The organism is Acidobacteriota bacterium (genome assembly GCA_039028635.1).
In the GTDB taxonomy this organism is placed as follows: Bacteria; Acidobacteriota; Thermoanaerobaculia; order Multivoradales; family JBCCEF01; genus JBCCEF01.
On record JBCCHV010000021.1, the window covers coordinates 43,016 to 58,742 of the forward strand.

The window sequence follows — 15,727 nt, forward strand, 5'->3', positions numbered from 1 at the left end:
GTTGAGTCAAATCGAAGGTCGGGGCTCCGGGCGCGGTCTGCGCGCTTCGGCGGTCTCGAAGAAAGATCCCCAACACTTGTCCAGAGAGGAGGTTGGTGAGATGTCGAACCAATGGACGAAGGTAGTGCTCGGTAGTCTCCTGATCGCGTTGGTGGCGGCCGGAGTGGCCGTTGCCTGCCCGACCGATGCCGAGAAGACCGCGGGCATTCAGGTCATCGAAGACTATGTCGCCCCGGGTCTCAACAATGAGCTGTCCGGAATCTATCCGCATCCCAGCAACGACGAGCTCTACTACGTCGCTGCCAACCGCAAGCCGGTTTACCGGGCGGGCCAGAAGGCCATGCTGCCGGAGAACCTGCGCGGCCAGATCCTCACCGTCGAGAAGAAGAGCGGTGAGGTCGTCGAAGCTTGGGACCTCGGTGGTGTCGAGTATGGCGGCATGGCCTACGGTGAGGGTCACCTGTTCGTCTCCAGTCTGGAGCCGGCCGAGATCCTCAAGGTCAGCGCCAAGGATGGCGAGATCGTTCGTCGTTACCCGATCGCCGGTCCCGCCGGCGGCCTCGAGTTCGATGCCGAGCGCAACGCCCTGATCGCCCAGATCTTCGTCGGCTATCCGCAGCTGGCGGTGATCGACGTCGAGTCCGGCGCCACCCTCGAGGCCCTGTGGTCCGACGAGAGCGCCATGGGCCTGGCCAAGGTGCAGGGCGACATCCTGTGCACCTGGGTGAGCAGCTTCGACGAGCACGCTCGCGCTGAGCTGCGCCTGATCGACGGCGAGACCGGCGAGGTCGCGGGTCGCGTGCCGCTCGACGAGGTGCACACCTCGCTGGCTCCGGCTTCCGCCACCGGCAACCTGGCCGATGGCTTCCTGAGCCTGGTGGCGACCGGTAGCGACGGCGAGGTCGCCGTCCGCCACTACAGCTACACCAACGACGCGGTGACCTGGTAAGCGAGATCCTCTCGGGCACGCACGGAATCAGCAACCAGAAATAAGGCGATGATGCAGCCAACGGCCAACACCACGACCCAGCGGCGCGCTTTCGGGCGCAGCCGGCGAGGCGTGGTCTGGACTGTGGCCGCGGTCGCCTTCCTGGTGCTGGCTCCCGGCGGCGTGGCGACGGTTCCGGCAGAGACGGGAAAGACGGCCGAGACGGCGTCTTTCGCGGCCCTGCACTACGAGCCGGTTCCCGGCAAAGTCGCCGAGAACCGGGCTCGGGCCACGCGGCTGATCGCTGCGGCGGCCAAGGGTGGGGCGCGCTACATCGTCCTGCCGGAGCTCGGTATCCACGGTCGCCTGGATGATTTGTCCGGCCCTCAGGTGGGGGCGGAGGCGATTCCGGGGCCCACTTCGCAGCACTTCGCCGATCTGGCGCAGGAGTTCGGAGTGTGGATCGCCCTCTCCCTCGCCGAGGACGGCGGTGATCGTCCGGGGCACTACGTGACCACCCTCCTGCTCGACCCGCGCGGCGACGTGCGACATCACTTTCGCAAGGTGATGCCGCGCATCGACGGCAGCGACGGCGAGCTCATTCGGGGGGAGCCGCGAGTGCTTCTCGACACCGTCGATACCGGTGAGCGCCGCATCGGCGTGGCCGCCGGCGACGACCTCTTGACCGCCATTCCGCGTCTCTCCGACCGCGGCGCCGACACCGTGCTGGTGTCCGCCGCCTGGGGAGTCGACGAACCGGTCAAGTGGCGGCGCCAGGTGGCGATGCTGAGCGAGCGCTACGGCGTGCGGATGGTGATTGCCAACCGCAGCGCCGCCGGTGGGGACATCTACTCGCGACAGGGCGAGCCGGTGGGAGCCTCCCGGGCGACGACCGGCGGACGGATGACGACGGCGGCCTTCGCCCCGTCGAGCCATTGGCGCCCGGCGACCCAGTTGGGACTGCCTTCGGTGCCAGTCCCCAGTGGTCGTCCGGCGTCGCCAGAGATTGCCGAGATCGGGCGCGAGCTCTTTTTCGACAAGAATCTGTCGCGCGACGGCAGCATTTCCTGCGGCACCTGTCATCTGCCCGAGAAGGCCTTCGCCAACGGTCAGCCGTCCGGAGTGGGAATCACCGGGCAAAACACCGCTCGCAACGTGCCTTCCCTGCTCAACGTCGCCTACAAGGGCGCGCTGTTCTGGGACGGCTTCACCCACTCCCTCGAGAATCAGGCGAAGTATCCGATGAGCCACGCCATGGAGATGGACCGCTCTCAGGTCTACCACCAGGTGCTCGGCTATGTCCGATGGGAGGCGAAATACGTCAAAGCATTTCGCGCTGCCATGGGGGTGGAGAGGATTGAATTCGAGCATGTCGAAACGGCGCTCGCGACCTATCAGCGTACGCTGCTGTCCGGGAACTCGCCCTTCGACCGCTACTACTACCAAGGGGACGAGCAGGCCTTGAGCGTCAGCGCTCAGCGTGGGCTCGACCTCTTTCGGGGAAAGGCCGGCTGTGTCCAGTGCCACACCATGGGCCAGGACTACGCCCTCTTCCTCGACAACGAGTACCACAACACCGGGGTGGGCTATGACCCGAAGACCGGCGAGTTCTCGGACTCGGGCGTGGCTTTGATTAGCCACGAAGAAAGGACCGGCCTTTTTCTGACGCCCTCGTTGCGCCACGTCGCCGAAACGGCTCCCTACATGCACGACGGCAGCTTCACTTCCCTCACCGAGGTGGTGGAGTTCTACAACCGTGGCGGCAACGACAACCCCTATCAAGATTCTCGCCTCGAACCGCTCGGGCTCAAGCCTCAGGAACGCCGCGATCTGGTGGCATTCCTGAAGTCCCTCACGGGGGAGCCCCAAGGGCAGGTGAGGCGTGCCAGTTTGTCTGAGGTTAGAAATGAAGAATCAGTCTCGGAAGAGTCTGACCCTGGGGAAAAACAGTTGTTTGAGAAAGGAGTAAGGGAATGATCAGCCCCATCGCTCTGCGCACGGATGAGAAGACGCAAAGAGTGTTCGACGGCGCCTCCTACGGCGATCCGACCACTCGCTTCAGCGAAAGCATCCACAAGGCCGCTATCGGCCTGGAGTCCCGCACCAGCGAGCAGCTCGCCCGCGACGGTCGTGAGCTGCAGGATCCGGTCTTCCGGGAGCACGCCCTCTTCCAGTTGATGACCCGTGAAGGCGCGAAGGCCTTCCCGGTTCTCAAGGAGGCGCTCTACGAGGACACCGATTCGGATCTTCGGATCAACACCCTTTGGACCCTCGAGTGGCTGCCGAGCCCCGAGGCCTCGAAGGTCGCTCTCGACCTTTGCAACGACGCCGACTCGCGGGTTCAGGAGTGGGCGCGGGTGTTCTGCTGGGAGATGGGTTGGAGTGATCAGGACTTCCGTCGCAAGCGGGAGTTCAATCACATCGAGGGTCGTACCTTCGACGAGACCATCTACCTCCACATTGCGGCCAACCTCTACATCCGTCTGGGTGAAGGCCACGACATGTGGGGCCACATGCTCCTGAGCCCGCAGATGTTGGCCCGGGTGTACGGTCAGGCTCTGGCCTGCCCGATCGTCGAGAGCCGCGAGAAGGAGATCGTCATCTCCAAGACCCTCGAGGGACTGCACGCGGACGGAAGCGACCACTACGAGACCTTCCTCTTCCGCGGCTTCACGGAGCGCACCACGCCGCTCTCCGGTAACTTCTACTTCGAGACTCAGACGGATCGTCCGTTCTTCCGTTCGGGTCGCGCCAACGACATGTCCGAGGGCATGGTGGACCGCATCACGGTTCCCTTCGCTCGCGAGGGCCAGTGGTTCCTCAACGACAGCATCGAGGTGCGCGGTAAGAAGGCGATCGAGTACGTTCGCGGCCTGTTCCAGGGCTGGGCGTTCGTCAACCTCGAGCGTATCGAAGAGGCCGGCGGTGAGTTCCTGTTCCCGGGCAACTCGGTGCTTTCGACGCTGCACCACCCGGAGGTCGGTGACATCACGAACACGTTCATCAACGGCCGCTTCAAGGGCAAGGTCGTCGACTGGAACGGTGATGGCAAGCTCGACCTCAACTACCTCAAGTCCTACGCCACGGCGAAGGGCGAGGTCGACTCCAACCTCGACGGCATCGCCGACGAGCCGGGTCTGACCACCAGCATGAACCCGGCCGTTTGATGCCGGTTTCGGGGGCGGCCTCGCCGCCCCCGCGCAGGAATTTTCGATGAAGGCGGTCCGGGTTTCCCGGGCCGCCTTTCTCGTCCCAGGAGGACGCGAGGAAGAAGGTGGAGGTCTCGTGGCAGCATCGTCTCTGGGGAGGTGAGAGCTTGTTCGATGTCTTTCGTCAGCAGGTGATCCCGGCGTCACCGGATGTCCTTTGGGCCTGCCTCACGGACCCTTCCCGTCTGCGCCAGTGGTTCGCCGACATCGCGGTCCTGGCCCTCGATCAGCCCTTCCGCTTCGATTTCGGTGACGGCGACTTCTTCGTCGGCAAGGTCACCGCCTGGCGGGAAGGGCGTCGCCTCGACCTCGACTGGCGCTTCATGGGCCTCGGCCCGGTCTTCCGCATTCGAATCTATTTGACGCCGGCCGGCGAAGGGACCGAGGTGACGGTCCACGATCGCGGTGCCCTGACCCTCGCCGAGGTCGAGAGCCTGCGCTTTGGCTGGCAGGACTTTCTCGGCCGTTTGGCGGCCCACGCCGGCAGCGGGCGCAACGCCCGCTATCGCTGGAGCGAGACCATCGGCCTGGGAGCGCTGCTGCCCAGTGCCGGAGGGCGCCTGCCGGAGCTCGCGGAGGCCGATTGGTGGCGCCAGGCCTTCCCGGCCGCCACCGTCGAGTGTCGCCCGGTGCGTCCGGCGACGGTCCTGGCGACCTTCGAGGAGCCGTCCTGGGACCAGCCGACGGAAGCCCTGGTCGAGACCCTGGTGGGCGAGTTCGGCACCTTCGTCGCCGTCACCCACCGCGGCTGGAACGATCTCGCCGAGGCGGCGCGGATCACTCACCGGACACGCTATGCCGGCCTTTGGCAGCGCTGCCTGAGCGATCTCGAGGAGCTCTACCGCTGATTCTGCGGCAGCGAGACTTTCGCAACCTGTGGCTGGCCAGCCTGCTGTCCAAGGCCGGCTCCCAGGTCAGCCGTATCGGCCTCATCCTGTTTCTCTTCCAGGAGCGCGGGGCGGTTGCCGAGGTCGCCCTGTTGGTGGTCTGCGAGACCTTGCCCGGGGCCCTCGTCGCACCGGCTGCCGGCGCCTTCATCGACCGCTTCGGAAAGCGTCGCGTGATGGTGCTCGCAGACCTGGCGCGGGCGGTCTTCATGGCGGCGATCCTGATCTCGCCGACGCCGGCGATGATCTACGCGATGGCGGCGCTCCACTCGGTGGCGGCGGTGTTCTTCGAGCCGGCTCGGACGGCGGCCCTGCCGCGGCTGGTGGCGCAGCGGGATCTGCCGCGGGCCAACGGCATCGAGCAGACCACCTTCAATCTGGTGCTGGTGGCCGGGCCGGTCTTGGGGGCCGAGCTCCTGCTCACCCTCGGCCTGACCATCACGTTGGTGGTCGACGTCGCCAGTTTCCTGTTGAGCGCCTGGTTGGTGACCCGTCTTCCGGCCCTGCCGCCGGCCGAAGAGAGGACCGAGCGGCCTTCGCCGGTCGACGAGATCGTCGACGGCTGGCGCTACCTGCGGCGCCACCCGATCGCTGCCCGCATGACCGGACTGTTTTTCGTCAGCCTGCTCTGTGTCGGCCTGTGGATTCCGCTGGCGCCGTTCTTCATCACTGATTTTCTCGCCGCCGGCGAGCGCGTGCTCGGTTGGCAGATGGCGGTGTTCGGAATCGGCGGCATCGTCGGCGGGTTGACCGCCCCTCGGCTGGTGGCGCGCCTCGGCCAGGGGACGCTGTTGAGCTACGCATTTCTCGCCGAAGGCGCCCATCTGCTGCTCTATGCCCTGGTGCCGTCGGTGGTTCCCTCGACCCTGTTGGTGGCGACCTGGGGTATGGTCGTGTCATGGGTGATGGTGCCCTTCTACTCGATCCTCCAGGGGGTGATCGCCGAGGCCTACCAGGGGCGGGTCTTCGCCGCCGTTCGGCAGGCGGAGAACGTCGCCTTGCTGTTCGCCATGGGAGTGGCGACGGCCTTTTCCGCCGCCTGGGCTCCGCAGCATCTCTTCCTGGTGGCCGGCGTCGCCTACCTCGGAACGGCGCTGGTGTCACAGCTCACTGCCGGTGGACGCCGCCTGATGGCGACCCCCTGAAATCTGAACCATGAGGCCTTGCAGCATGAGCCTGAAGAACCTGGGAATGGTGGGCACTCTGTGGGTGCTGACAATGATCGGCTGCGCGCCGGCGCCGGAGGTGGCGCAGTACTCGGCGCGGATGGTCGCCGTCGATCCTTCCGGTGGAGGCGACGCCACCCTGTCGCCGGACGGCGAGCAGTTCGTCATCTCGTCGAAGCGGGAGGGGCAGTGGGATCTCTGGATGTACGACATGCCGAGCGCCCAGTGGACCCGCCTCACGGATCATCCGGAGCAGGACTTCGAAGCGCGCTGGTCGCCGGATGGTGGTGAGCTGGCCTTCACGTCGGCGCGCGGCGGATTCAAGAACGTCTGGACCCTCGACCTGGCGAGCGGTGACCTGCACCAGGTCACCGATTCGGAGCTCGAGGAGGACTACCCGAGCTGGTCGCCGGATGGCGAGCGCATCATCTATACGGGAGGACCCTGGGGTCGGCGCGGCTTCTTCGTGGTGCCGGCCAGCGGTGGCGAGGCGGTGCGCATCAGTCCGCGCGAAGGGCAGCAGGGGGCTTGTACCTTCGATCCCCGCGGTGGCGGCGTCTTCTGTCACAGCTACGATTACGGCTCCGGCAACCTCTTTCGCCTCGCCCTCGGGGCCAGCGAGATCGAGCCGCTGACCCTCGGCGAGCCCTGGGACTACAAGCCGAGCCCGACCCGGGACGGGCGCTGGATCGCCTTCTCGCGGGCCGCCGAAGGCCCCTCTCAGATCTACGTCATGGCGACCGACGGCGGTCGACCGCGGCGCCTGACCCATTCCGGCCACGACGACCGCTGGCCGACCTGGAGCGCCGACGGCAAGCGCTTGTTCTTCCACCGCATCGTTCATCGCGGTACCGCCCTTTCGGTGCTCGACCGCGACAGCGGCGAAGTCGAGGAGCTGGTCGGGGCCGATCAGGAACCGCTGCAGGCGAGCTTTGCACCGGATGGCCGGCGAGTGGCCTTTTGCTCCCAGCAGGGCGCGCACAAAGTGATCAAGATCCTCGATCGCGGGCTGGGCACGATCACGCCTCTCGCCACCGGCGACGGCGAGGCCTGCTACCCGCGTTGGTCGCCGGACGGCGAGTGGATCGCTTTCGCGGCCCGGCGGGAGCGGCGCTGGGAGCTGGCCCGGGTGCGTCCCGACGGTCGCGATCTCGAGGATCTGACCCATGGCGTGGTCGGCCTGCGCGGCCTCGACGGCGTCGTCGATTGGTCGCCGGACGGCGGGCGCCTGGTCTTCCAGGGCGATACCGAGCCCTTCGAGGCGAACCTCTACTTGCTCGACCTCGCCAGCCGCTCGGTCACGCCGCTGACCGATGATTCCTGGTTCGACGAGAGTCCCTCCTGGTCGCCCGAGGGCGACAGCGTGCTGTTCATGTCGACTCGCGGCGGCGACTGGACCTGGGGGTTCTTCGAGATCGAGCTCGACGGTGGCGGGGTGAGCAACTTCTCGTCGCCGGAATGGGTCGAGAAGAACTTCCCGCGTCGCGGAGCTCACGGCCGGACGGTGTGGAGCTTCTACGACGAGCACGACCTCGAGGTGCTGGCGGAAGCGGCGCCGGGGGAGGAGCCCCGGGTGCTGACCGCTGCCGGCGCCGGTGCTCGTTGGCCTTCCTATTCGCGGGATGGTCGCAGCATCCTCTACACCACGGTGGAGAAGGAGGTGCAGTACTGGCTGATCGAGAATCCCTTCGGGGAGGGCTCGCCGCTCACTTCGGCGGAAGCCGGCGAGCCGGCCGACCAGCCGATGACGCCTTTCCAGACGGCGCAGGGCGGTCGGATGTCGTCGTCGGATCACGACGGACCGGTGATCGGGCCGGTCGATCTCCATCATCGTTGACTGCTCTGACCTGATCCGCCGGTCGGGCGGAGGTGAAGCAGGACCCAGGGGAGGACCGAGATCGGTCCTCCCTCTTGTTTTGTCCGGCAAGCAGCGGGAGGGCGATTCCCGAGGGGACTGTCACGGTTTTGCCAGGATGAATAACTATATTTTTGAAATAGAACACTTTCAATATGTCCGGCGAAGGGCTTTCCCGACCGCCTCCGCGCCATGGCCGACGAACTCGAACTCGAATCCCCGCTGTCCTCTCAGCCTCCGGCGGTTTCCCCCTACGACTCGCTCCTGGCGCGCAACGAGAGGTCGGCGCCGGCGGTGGCGACTCGTCTCGCGGTCGAGCGGCGTGACGCCGATCGCGACCTCGGGCTGCTGTTGCGTTTGGGTGGCGAGGAGGCGCGACGGCGGGTGGCGCGGGCCCGGCGGCGCTTCCGCAGTCCCTTCTTGGCGCAGCACCTGCTCGAGCACAGTCGGGCAGCGATGGAGGTGTCGCCGGCCCGGGCACGACATCTCGCGGATCTCGCCTATCGAGTCGTCCTCTACCCGCGGCAACGCAACTCCTTCACCGTCGAGCTGATGACCACGGCGCTGGTCTATCGCGCCCAGGCGGAGGCCCTGCTCGGCGACCTCGAGACCGCCGAGCTCGGCTTCGCCTTGGCCCGCCGGCTGCGCAGTCGGCTACCGATCACGGACTTCGGGCTGCGTGCCGAGATGGACTTGTTCGAAGGCTTGCTGTGTCGCAAACAGCGCCGCTTCCATCGCGCCGATCGGCTGCTGCTGCGCGCCTGGCGGCTCTTTCTCACCCAGCGCACGGTGAGCCGTGCCGTCGAGGCGCTCCTCGAGTTCGTTCTGTCGCGGTTGCTCCAGGGGGACCCGCTGGGGGCCCTCGAAGGACTGCAGCGCTGCCGGCGTTTCGCCGGCGAGCTGCCGGCTCGGATCCTCGCCCGTTGCGAGATCGCTCGCCTCGAGGCACTCTTCGCCCTCGAGCGCTGGGAGGCGCTGAGGGCCGCCCTGCCGGTGGCACTGGGGGCCTGCCGGCCCTTCCCACGGCTCCATGGCCACGCCTGCCGGTTCGCCGGCCGTCTCGCCAGCCGACGCGGCCGCACCGCGGAGGCCGAGCGTATGCTGCTCGCCTCCTGGGGAGCCTTGCGCGGCCGCGGCGAGGATTTCGAGGCCGCTCGGTCATCCCTCGACCTGGCCGAGCACTATCTGCGGCGTGGCGCCCGCGGCCGCGGGCAGCAGGCTGCCGAGCGTTGCTTGCACAGCCTGCTGGCTGGTGATGTGCCGCCCGAGGCCCGGCTGGTCATCCAGGCGCTGCGCCGGGGTGATGCCCTGTCGGTGGCGACGGTCGCCGAGCTGCGCGGCACCCTCGATCGCCTGCGCGATGCGCCGCGACCGGCGCCGGTGCCTTGCTGAGGGGACCCCTCGCGAGGCCGCCGTCGGCGCCGCCTTGGCTGCCGGCGAACCCCTCAGACGGGATTGACGCGAAAGATCGGGAAGTACGAGGTCAGGCGTCCGGCGGCGTGGTCCTCGGCCAGGCTGGGGAGCTCGTCCCAGTCCGTGGCGTGGCCGTTGACCGGTGCCATCCAGCCGGCGCGCTCGGCGTAGTCGACGGCCTCGAGGGCTTCCGGGTAGCGCGCGTAGTGGGTGTGGACGTGGGTGTGCCAGCTCATGCACTCGAGGGCGCGGACGGTCGAGAGGTTCATGCCCTCTTTCCAGCCGGCGGTGGTGACCACCCCGGAGCGGCCGAGGGACTTGAGGGTGGCGCGGAAGACCGGTAGGCCGATGAAGTCGACCAGGATCGACACCCCGCGGCCGCCGGTCTTGCGAGCCACCAGCTCGAGGAAGGCGTTCTCGGAGTCGATGTAGGCCGCGCGGTAGGCCTCGTCGCTGCGATACCGTTTCGGGTCGTAGGCCAGATTCGGGAACTGCCGGCGATCGATCGGTTCGATGCCCGATTCGCGGATCAGCTCGAGGCGTTGGTCGTCGGAGGACATCATCGCCGTGTCGGCGCCCTGTAGGGCAGCCAGGGTTAGCTCGGCATAGGTGACGCCGCCACCCCAGCCCCAGACGATCGGTCGCAGGTCCTGCTCGTCGGCCGTGAGGTGGAGCCGCCAGCAGCCGTAGGCGGCTCGCCAGTTGGCCCAGGCGGTGATGTAGCGCAGCGAAAAGGCGGCCCACTGCGGATAGGTGAAGCGGGTGTCGTCCGGTAGCCGGATGAGCTGTTGGCGATGGAGCTTGGTACGCCGCGCCAGCAGGCCGATGCTGCCCGGGGCGTCGTAGGCATAGATCTTCTTGGGGAAGCCGCGCTCGTCCCAGATGCCGTTGCAGAACACCAGGCAGATATCGCCCTCGGCGAGGTCATCGATGGCCGATCCGGGACGCAGCACGCGCACCACGCCGGCGTTACCGATCACCACCCGGGGTTCGTCGCGCTGGCGGCAGATGTCCACCGGCCGGCGGTCGAGGGCGTGGGACATGTTGCCTTCCCAGCAGCCGAAGAGCGGCTCGACGAGAACCTCGTCCTCGGTGATGTTCGAGAACTCGAAGCGCTCGCGCACCAGGCCGTGGTGGCCGTTCTGGTTGGCCGGATAGAGGACCCAGGCGTCGGTTTCGATGGTTCCGTTGGGCATGGCTAGAAGTCGACCGGCAGGGCCTTGAGGGCTCGGGTGATCGGGTTGTTGACCCACTCGAGCTCGGCCTGCGGCCGCGGTCGGAGATTGGGCATGCGGCGCAGCAGGGTGCGCAGGCTGATCTGGATCTCAGTGATGGCGAGGGCGGCGCCGAGGCAGAAATGGGTGCCGAGGCCGAAAGCGAAGTGGCGGTTGTCCTCCCGTCGCGTGACGTCGAGGAGGTCGGGATCGGCGAACTGGTCGGGATCGCGGTTGGCCGCTCCGAGGACCAGCCACAAAACTTCCCCCTTGCGGATCGACTTGCCGCCGATCTCGACATCCTCGAAGGCCGAGCGCTGGATCATCTGAACCGGGCTGTCATAGCGCAGGAACTCGTTGATCGAGCCGTCGATGAGGTCCGGGTCGCGTTGGATCCGCTCTAGCTGATCGGGGTTCTCGAACAGGGCGTGGAGGGAGTTGCCGAGCAGGATGGTGGTGGTCTCGTGACCGGCGTAGAGCAGCAGGACGCAGTTGGCCAGAAGCTCTTCGAGGTCGATCGGGTGGCCCTGCCGCTCGCCCTCGACGAAGCGCCCGATGAGGTTGTCCTGGGGCCCTTTGCGGCGCTGGTCGACGACCATTTCGCGCATGTACTCGGTCATTTCGAGGACGGTGCGCTGGGCCAGGCGCATGGCCTCGATCTGGAACAGGCCGGCGCCGAGGAAGTCGGTGATGTGCTCGGACCACTGGCGGAAGCGATCGCGGTCCTCGAAGGCGACCCCCAGCATGTTGGCGATGACCGTGGCCGGAAGCGGGTAGGCGAGGTCTCCCACGACATCCATCTCGCCGCGATCCTGGACCTCGTCGAGCAGCTCGTCGGTGGCCTGTTGGATGAGCGGTCGCATCTCTTCGACCAGGCGTGGTGTGAAGGCCCGCTGCATCGGCGAGCGCACCCGCGTGTGGGTCGGCGGCTCGAGGTTTCCCATCCAGCGCTCGAGGTGATCGCGTAGCGGCGTCAGCTCCTGGCGATTCTCTTCCGGCAGGGTGTCGAAGATCTTGCCGAGAGTGCCGCTCGCCGACAGGCGCGGGTCCTTGAGGCAGGCGCCGATGTCGCGATAGCTGGTCAACAGCCAACCTCCCCAGCCTTCGTGGAACTGCACCGGATCCTGCTGCCGCAGGGCGTGGTAGACCGGGTACGGGTTGATGCGGGCGGCGTACTCGAGGATGTCCGGAAGCTTCTCGGTGGCTGGAGCGGTGCTCATGGTACTTCCTCCGAGGCGGGGGAGCGGCAGGTGAAGTTCCAATACTGCAACTCGCCGGTCTTGAGCTTGCGATAGTTGTGGGAGCCGTGGCAGAGCATGATCTCGTCGAAGTGCAGGCGGTCGGCGCCGACCACGCCCAAGGCTTCGAGGGCGCCTTGACGGGCCTCTTCCTGGAGATCGATGGAAGCCAGCACATTGGCGGTGATGTTGCGCTCCTGCAGCACCTCCAGGCCAGAATCGGCGAGCTGGTGGCGCAGGCCGTCGAGGGTGCGGTCCGGCCCCCATTCCTCGGCCGTCGGCCGCAGGTCGGCGAACAGGAACTCGCCGCCCGGGCGCAGCACTCGGCGGACCTCCGCCAGGAAGCTGTCCATCGAGGGATAGCAGCCCGAGGACTCGAGGTTGACCAGCGCATCGAAGGAGTCTGACGGCACGGGGAGGGAGAGGGCATCGCCCTGCAGGAAAGTCATCCCTTCGCTGCCGTGCAAGGCTTCGCAAGCCCGAATGTTGTCGTCCACCAGGTCGATGCCGGTAACCGTCGCCGGGGCGCGGTAGCGGTGCATGTAGGAGCAGCCGCCGCCGGTGCCGCAGCCGACTTCGAGGACGTCCTTGCCGGTCAGGTCGGAGCCGCCGATCAGGCACTCGTAGAGCTGAATGTTGAGGCGAAAGGGCTCGTCTTCGGGCTGCAGGTCGGGTGCCCCCGGGGCGCCGTCGCCGAGGCCGACGAAGCCGAGGTTCATGAACACCGGCGGCGCGCCGAAGAGAGCCTGCGCCGAGTTGTAGAGAATGCGCGTCCAGAGGCGAATGCCGAGCCCCGGCTTGGTGGCGACCTCGCGCACCTCGGGCATCGCCTCGGTGAGGCGCTGGTAGATGCCGTGAAAGACCTCCGGCGAGCGCGGCGCGCTGTCCGGACAGGCACGGTTGACCTGCTGGGCGATCTGCGACCAGCGCTGCGGATGGTCCGTCGACCAGTCGGCCAGGCCCTCCCAGAGGAACGAGCGGAGCTGGAACCAGTCGAGCGGCGAGACGTCTTGGTAGGTGACCGGGCGGTGATGAACGACGGTGCTGGAGGTCATCGGCAGGCAGTTCTCCCCGCAACTGAGAAAGCGAGATTTTCCGAGGCTTTCGAGCCTATCGCCGATAGGTCTTATCGGCTTCTCCGAGATTGCGGCCGCCGGACGGGCCAAGGGCCAGTGCGCAATCTGGGATAAGTGGCCTGCTGAAGCCTTGACTTATACACAGGGAGCGGAGCTCCACTTCGGGCGCCGCAGTCGGACCCTGAACGGTCCTTGGAGAGTCGTTTGTTCGGAGACGGTTTCCTCGCCGACCCCTATCCCGCCCTGGCGGCGCTGCGGCAGGAGGGACCGATGCATCGCATGGAGATGTTCGGCGGCGCCTGGACCTTCACCCGTCACGCCGACATCAGCGCCCTGCTGCGCGATGCTCGCCTCAGTGCCCGCCGCAGCGATGCCCTGGTCTTCCAGTTCAGCGCCGAGCAGCAGGCCGAGCTGACGGACTTCCGACGCCTGTTCTCGCAGTGGATGCTGTTCTTCGATCCGCCGGAGCACACCCGCCCCCGGCGCGCCATGTCGCGGGGCTTTAGGCCGGCGGTGATCGCCGACCTCGTCGCTCGCATCACCCAGGTGGTGGACGGATTGATCGACACGGTCGAAGGGCAGGGAAGTTGCGATGCCATCGCCGACCTCGCACACCCGCTGCCGGCCATCGTGATCGCCGAGATGATGGCGATCCCGGCCGCCGATCGGCAACGCTTCATGATCTGGTCCGACGACGTCGCCGAGTTCTTCGGCCGCGATCTCGCGACCTTCGATATCGCCCTCAAGGCGCAGACCGGGCTGCGCGAGCTGACCGACTACTTCCGCGAGGTGGTGGCGCGGCGGCGGCGTCAGCCCGGCGAGGATCTGATCAGCCAGCTTCTCGCCCTCGAGGCCGAAGAGGCGTTGAGCGAAGAGGAAGTTTGGGCCCAGTGCGCCATGCTGCTCTTCGCCGGTCACGAGACGACCCGCAACCTGATCGGCAACGGCTTGCTGGCGCTGCTGCGCGAGCCGGCGGCGCGACAGCGCTATCTCGAGCGGTCGGACCTCGGCCGCACGGCCATCGACGAGCTGCTGCGCTTCGACAGTCCGGTGCAGATCGGCAGCCGGCTGGTGGCCGAAGAGATCTCTCTGCACGGCGAGACGATCGCTCCCGGCGAGCTCTTGATTTTCTTGCTGGGAGCCGCCAATCGCGATCCCGACGAGTTCGCCGAGCCCGATCGTCTCGATCTGACGCGCAGCCCCAACCGCCACGTTTCCTTCGGATACGGGCCCCATCTCTGCCTCGGGAGTCACCTGGCGCGGATGGAGGCGGACATCGTGTTCCGGCGACTCTTCACCCGCCTGCCGGCGCTCCGGCTGGCGACGGAAGATCTCGTCTGGTCGACCAATTTCGGCTTTCGCGGCCTGACCGCGCTGCCGCTGGAGTTTTGAGCCTCGGCCGCCGGGCGGGGCAAGGAGATTGAGCCATGAGTGAGACCATGCAGCGGGCCTGGGAGCTGATGTCGCCGCGCAAGACCGTGCGGCAGCTCTTCTCACCGCCGCCGGGGCACCTGCGGGCGGTCGACGGGCTGCGCGCCCTCGCCGTGCTTTGGATCATCCTGATGCACTGCGTCTGGTTTCAGATGGTGTTCATGGAGGAGGCGACCTTCGTCGAGCTCCTGGAGGGCGCTCCGCTGTGGATCCTGGGCGGGCCTTACGGCGTCGACTTCTTCTTCGTCATCAGCGGCTTCCTGATCGGGATCCTGCTGATGAAGGAACGGCAGAACACCGGCCGCCTCGACATCAAGCGCTTCTATATCCGCCGCTTCTTGCGCCTGATGCCGGCCTATTTCGTCGCCCTCGGGGTGTACTGCGTGGTGGTCAAGGTCAACTGCCACATGATCTGGACCAACATCCTCTACATCAACAACTTCTTCCCCGGCGAAGACCAGGCCATGCACTGGAGCTGGTCGCTGGCCATCGAGGAGCAGTTCTATTTCACCTTTCCGGTGTTCTTGATTCTGATCTTCTACCCCTTGGCCAAGCGCTGGCGCCTACCGCTGCTCTTCGCCCTGTTGGCGCTGGCCTTCGTCATTCGCGGCGCCTTGATCGCCTACTTCGACGTCTGGGCACCGGTGCCCTGGTCGTTGGGGGTCGAAGACGAACGCTTCCTGACCTGGGCCGAGCAGCTCTACATCAAACCCTACGCCCGTCACGGCGCCTTGCTCTGCGGCGTCATCGCCGCCTACCTCTACCTCAACTACCGGGTGCGGGAGTTCTTCGAGGGGCGCCCGACCCTCGCCACCGTGGGCTTCTTCGCTTCGTTGGCGATCATCGCCTGGGTGACCGCCAGCACCGTCCACTCCGCCGGACCGCGCTGGGAGAGCAGCACCGCCAGCTTCCTCTTCCTCACCAGCTATCGCTATCTGCTGAGCGCGGGGGTCGCCTACCTGCTGCTCTACACGCGCTACCGTACCGACAACCCGATCAATCGGTCGGTGATCTGGTTTCTTTCCTGGCGCATCTGGTACTCGACGGCTCAGCTCGCCTACTCGGCCTATCTGCTGCACCCGATCGTCTTCGTGATGGTGTTCGGCGTGCTGGCACCGGGAGGGCTCGATCGGATTCCGATGTTGGTCTACTACATCGTGCTGCCGATTCTGGCCTTTTTCGCCGCCTTCCTGATGTACGTGACGGTGGAGAAGCCGTTCATGAATTTGCGCGATCTCAAGAAAGGTCAGAAAGTCCCGGCAACGGTTCCGGCGGCCTCGGCCTCTCCCACGGCGTAGCCGCCGGCGCCG

At 66.7% G+C, this 15,727-nt stretch carries 12 protein-coding genes; 9 read left to right on the plus strand and 3 right to left on the minus strand.

Annotated elements, in window-relative coordinates:
- The first annotated feature begins 100 nt into the window (after positions 1–100).
- From AAF604_10520 to AAF604_10550, 7 genes are all read left to right on the plus strand, one after another.
- Positions 101–949 (plus strand): hypothetical protein, encoded by an 849-nt coding sequence (locus AAF604_10520; GenBank protein ID MEM7050087.1) that lies wholly within the window; start codon positions 101–103, stop codon positions 947–949.
- 48 nt (positions 950–997) lie between these two features.
- Entirely contained in the window at positions 998–2,905 is a 1,908-nt protein-coding gene (locus AAF604_10525) for a cytochrome c peroxidase (protein MEM7050088.1), read from the plus strand.
- Positions 2,902–4,095 (plus strand): HEAT repeat domain-containing protein, encoded by a 1,194-nt coding sequence (locus AAF604_10530; GenBank protein MEM7050089.1) that lies wholly within the window; start codon positions 2,902–2,904, stop codon positions 4,093–4,095. The genes AAF604_10525 and AAF604_10530 overlap by 4 nt, the downstream gene beginning before the upstream one ends.
- A gap of 107 nt (positions 4,096–4,202) precedes the next feature.
- Positions 4,203–4,985, plus strand: coding sequence for an SRPBCC domain-containing protein (locus AAF604_10535; GenBank protein ID MEM7050090.1), 783 nt, complete (start codon positions 4,203–4,205; stop codon positions 4,983–4,985).
- Complete coding sequence (locus tag AAF604_10540) at positions 4,943–6,169, plus strand: MFS transporter (protein MEM7050091.1); 1,227 nt, start codon at positions 4,943–4,945, stop codon at positions 6,167–6,169. Before AAF604_10535 ends, AAF604_10540 begins: the two co-directional genes overlap by 43 nt.
- Positions 6,170–6,194: 25 nt before the next feature.
- On the plus strand, positions 6,195–8,027 hold the full coding sequence (locus AAF604_10545) for a peptidase S9 (GenBank protein ID MEM7050092.1): 1,833 nt from the start codon (positions 6,195–6,197) through the stop codon (positions 8,025–8,027).
- Positions 8,028–8,237: 210 nt separating this feature from the next.
- Complete coding sequence (locus AAF604_10550; GenBank protein MEM7050093.1) at positions 8,238–9,437, plus strand: hypothetical protein; 1,200 nt, start codon at positions 8,238–8,240, stop codon at positions 9,435–9,437.
- Positions 9,438–9,490: 53 nt separating this feature from the next.
- Here AAF604_10550 and AAF604_10555 read toward each other — a convergent pair whose 3' ends face one another.
- From AAF604_10555 to AAF604_10565, 3 genes are read right to left on the minus strand one after another with little or no spacing between them, the layout of a single operon-like run.
- The gene (locus AAF604_10555) at positions 9,491–10,654 is read right to left on the minus strand and encodes a zinc-binding alcohol dehydrogenase family protein (protein MEM7050094.1); all 1,164 of its coding nucleotides are present in this window, start codon (positions 10,652–10,654) and stop codon (positions 9,491–9,493) included.
- 2 nt (positions 10,655–10,656) lie between these two features.
- Positions 10,657–11,892: a cytochrome P450 gene (locus AAF604_10560; GenBank protein MEM7050095.1), complete on the minus strand. Its 1,236-nt coding sequence runs from the start codon at positions 11,890–11,892 to the stop codon at positions 10,657–10,659.
- Positions 11,889–12,965 carry a class I SAM-dependent methyltransferase gene (locus AAF604_10565; protein ID MEM7050096.1) on the minus strand — a complete coding sequence of 359 codons (1,077 nt, stop codon included), beginning with the start codon at positions 12,963–12,965 and terminating at the stop codon, positions 11,889–11,891. The genes AAF604_10560 and AAF604_10565 overlap by 4 nt, the downstream gene beginning before the upstream one ends.
- A gap of 225 nt (positions 12,966–13,190) precedes the next feature.
- Here AAF604_10565 and AAF604_10570 point away from each other — a divergent pair, with 225 nt between their 5' ends.
- Positions 13,191–14,378 carry a cytochrome P450 gene (locus AAF604_10570; GenBank protein MEM7050097.1) on the plus strand — a complete coding sequence of 396 codons (1,188 nt, stop codon included), beginning with the start codon at positions 13,191–13,193 and terminating at the stop codon, positions 14,376–14,378.
- 35 nt (positions 14,379–14,413) lie between these two features.
- Complete coding sequence (locus AAF604_10575) at positions 14,414–15,715, plus strand: acyltransferase (protein ID MEM7050098.1); 1,302 nt, start codon at positions 14,414–14,416, stop codon at positions 15,713–15,715.
- The last annotated feature ends 12 nt before the right edge of the window (positions 15,716–15,727 follow it).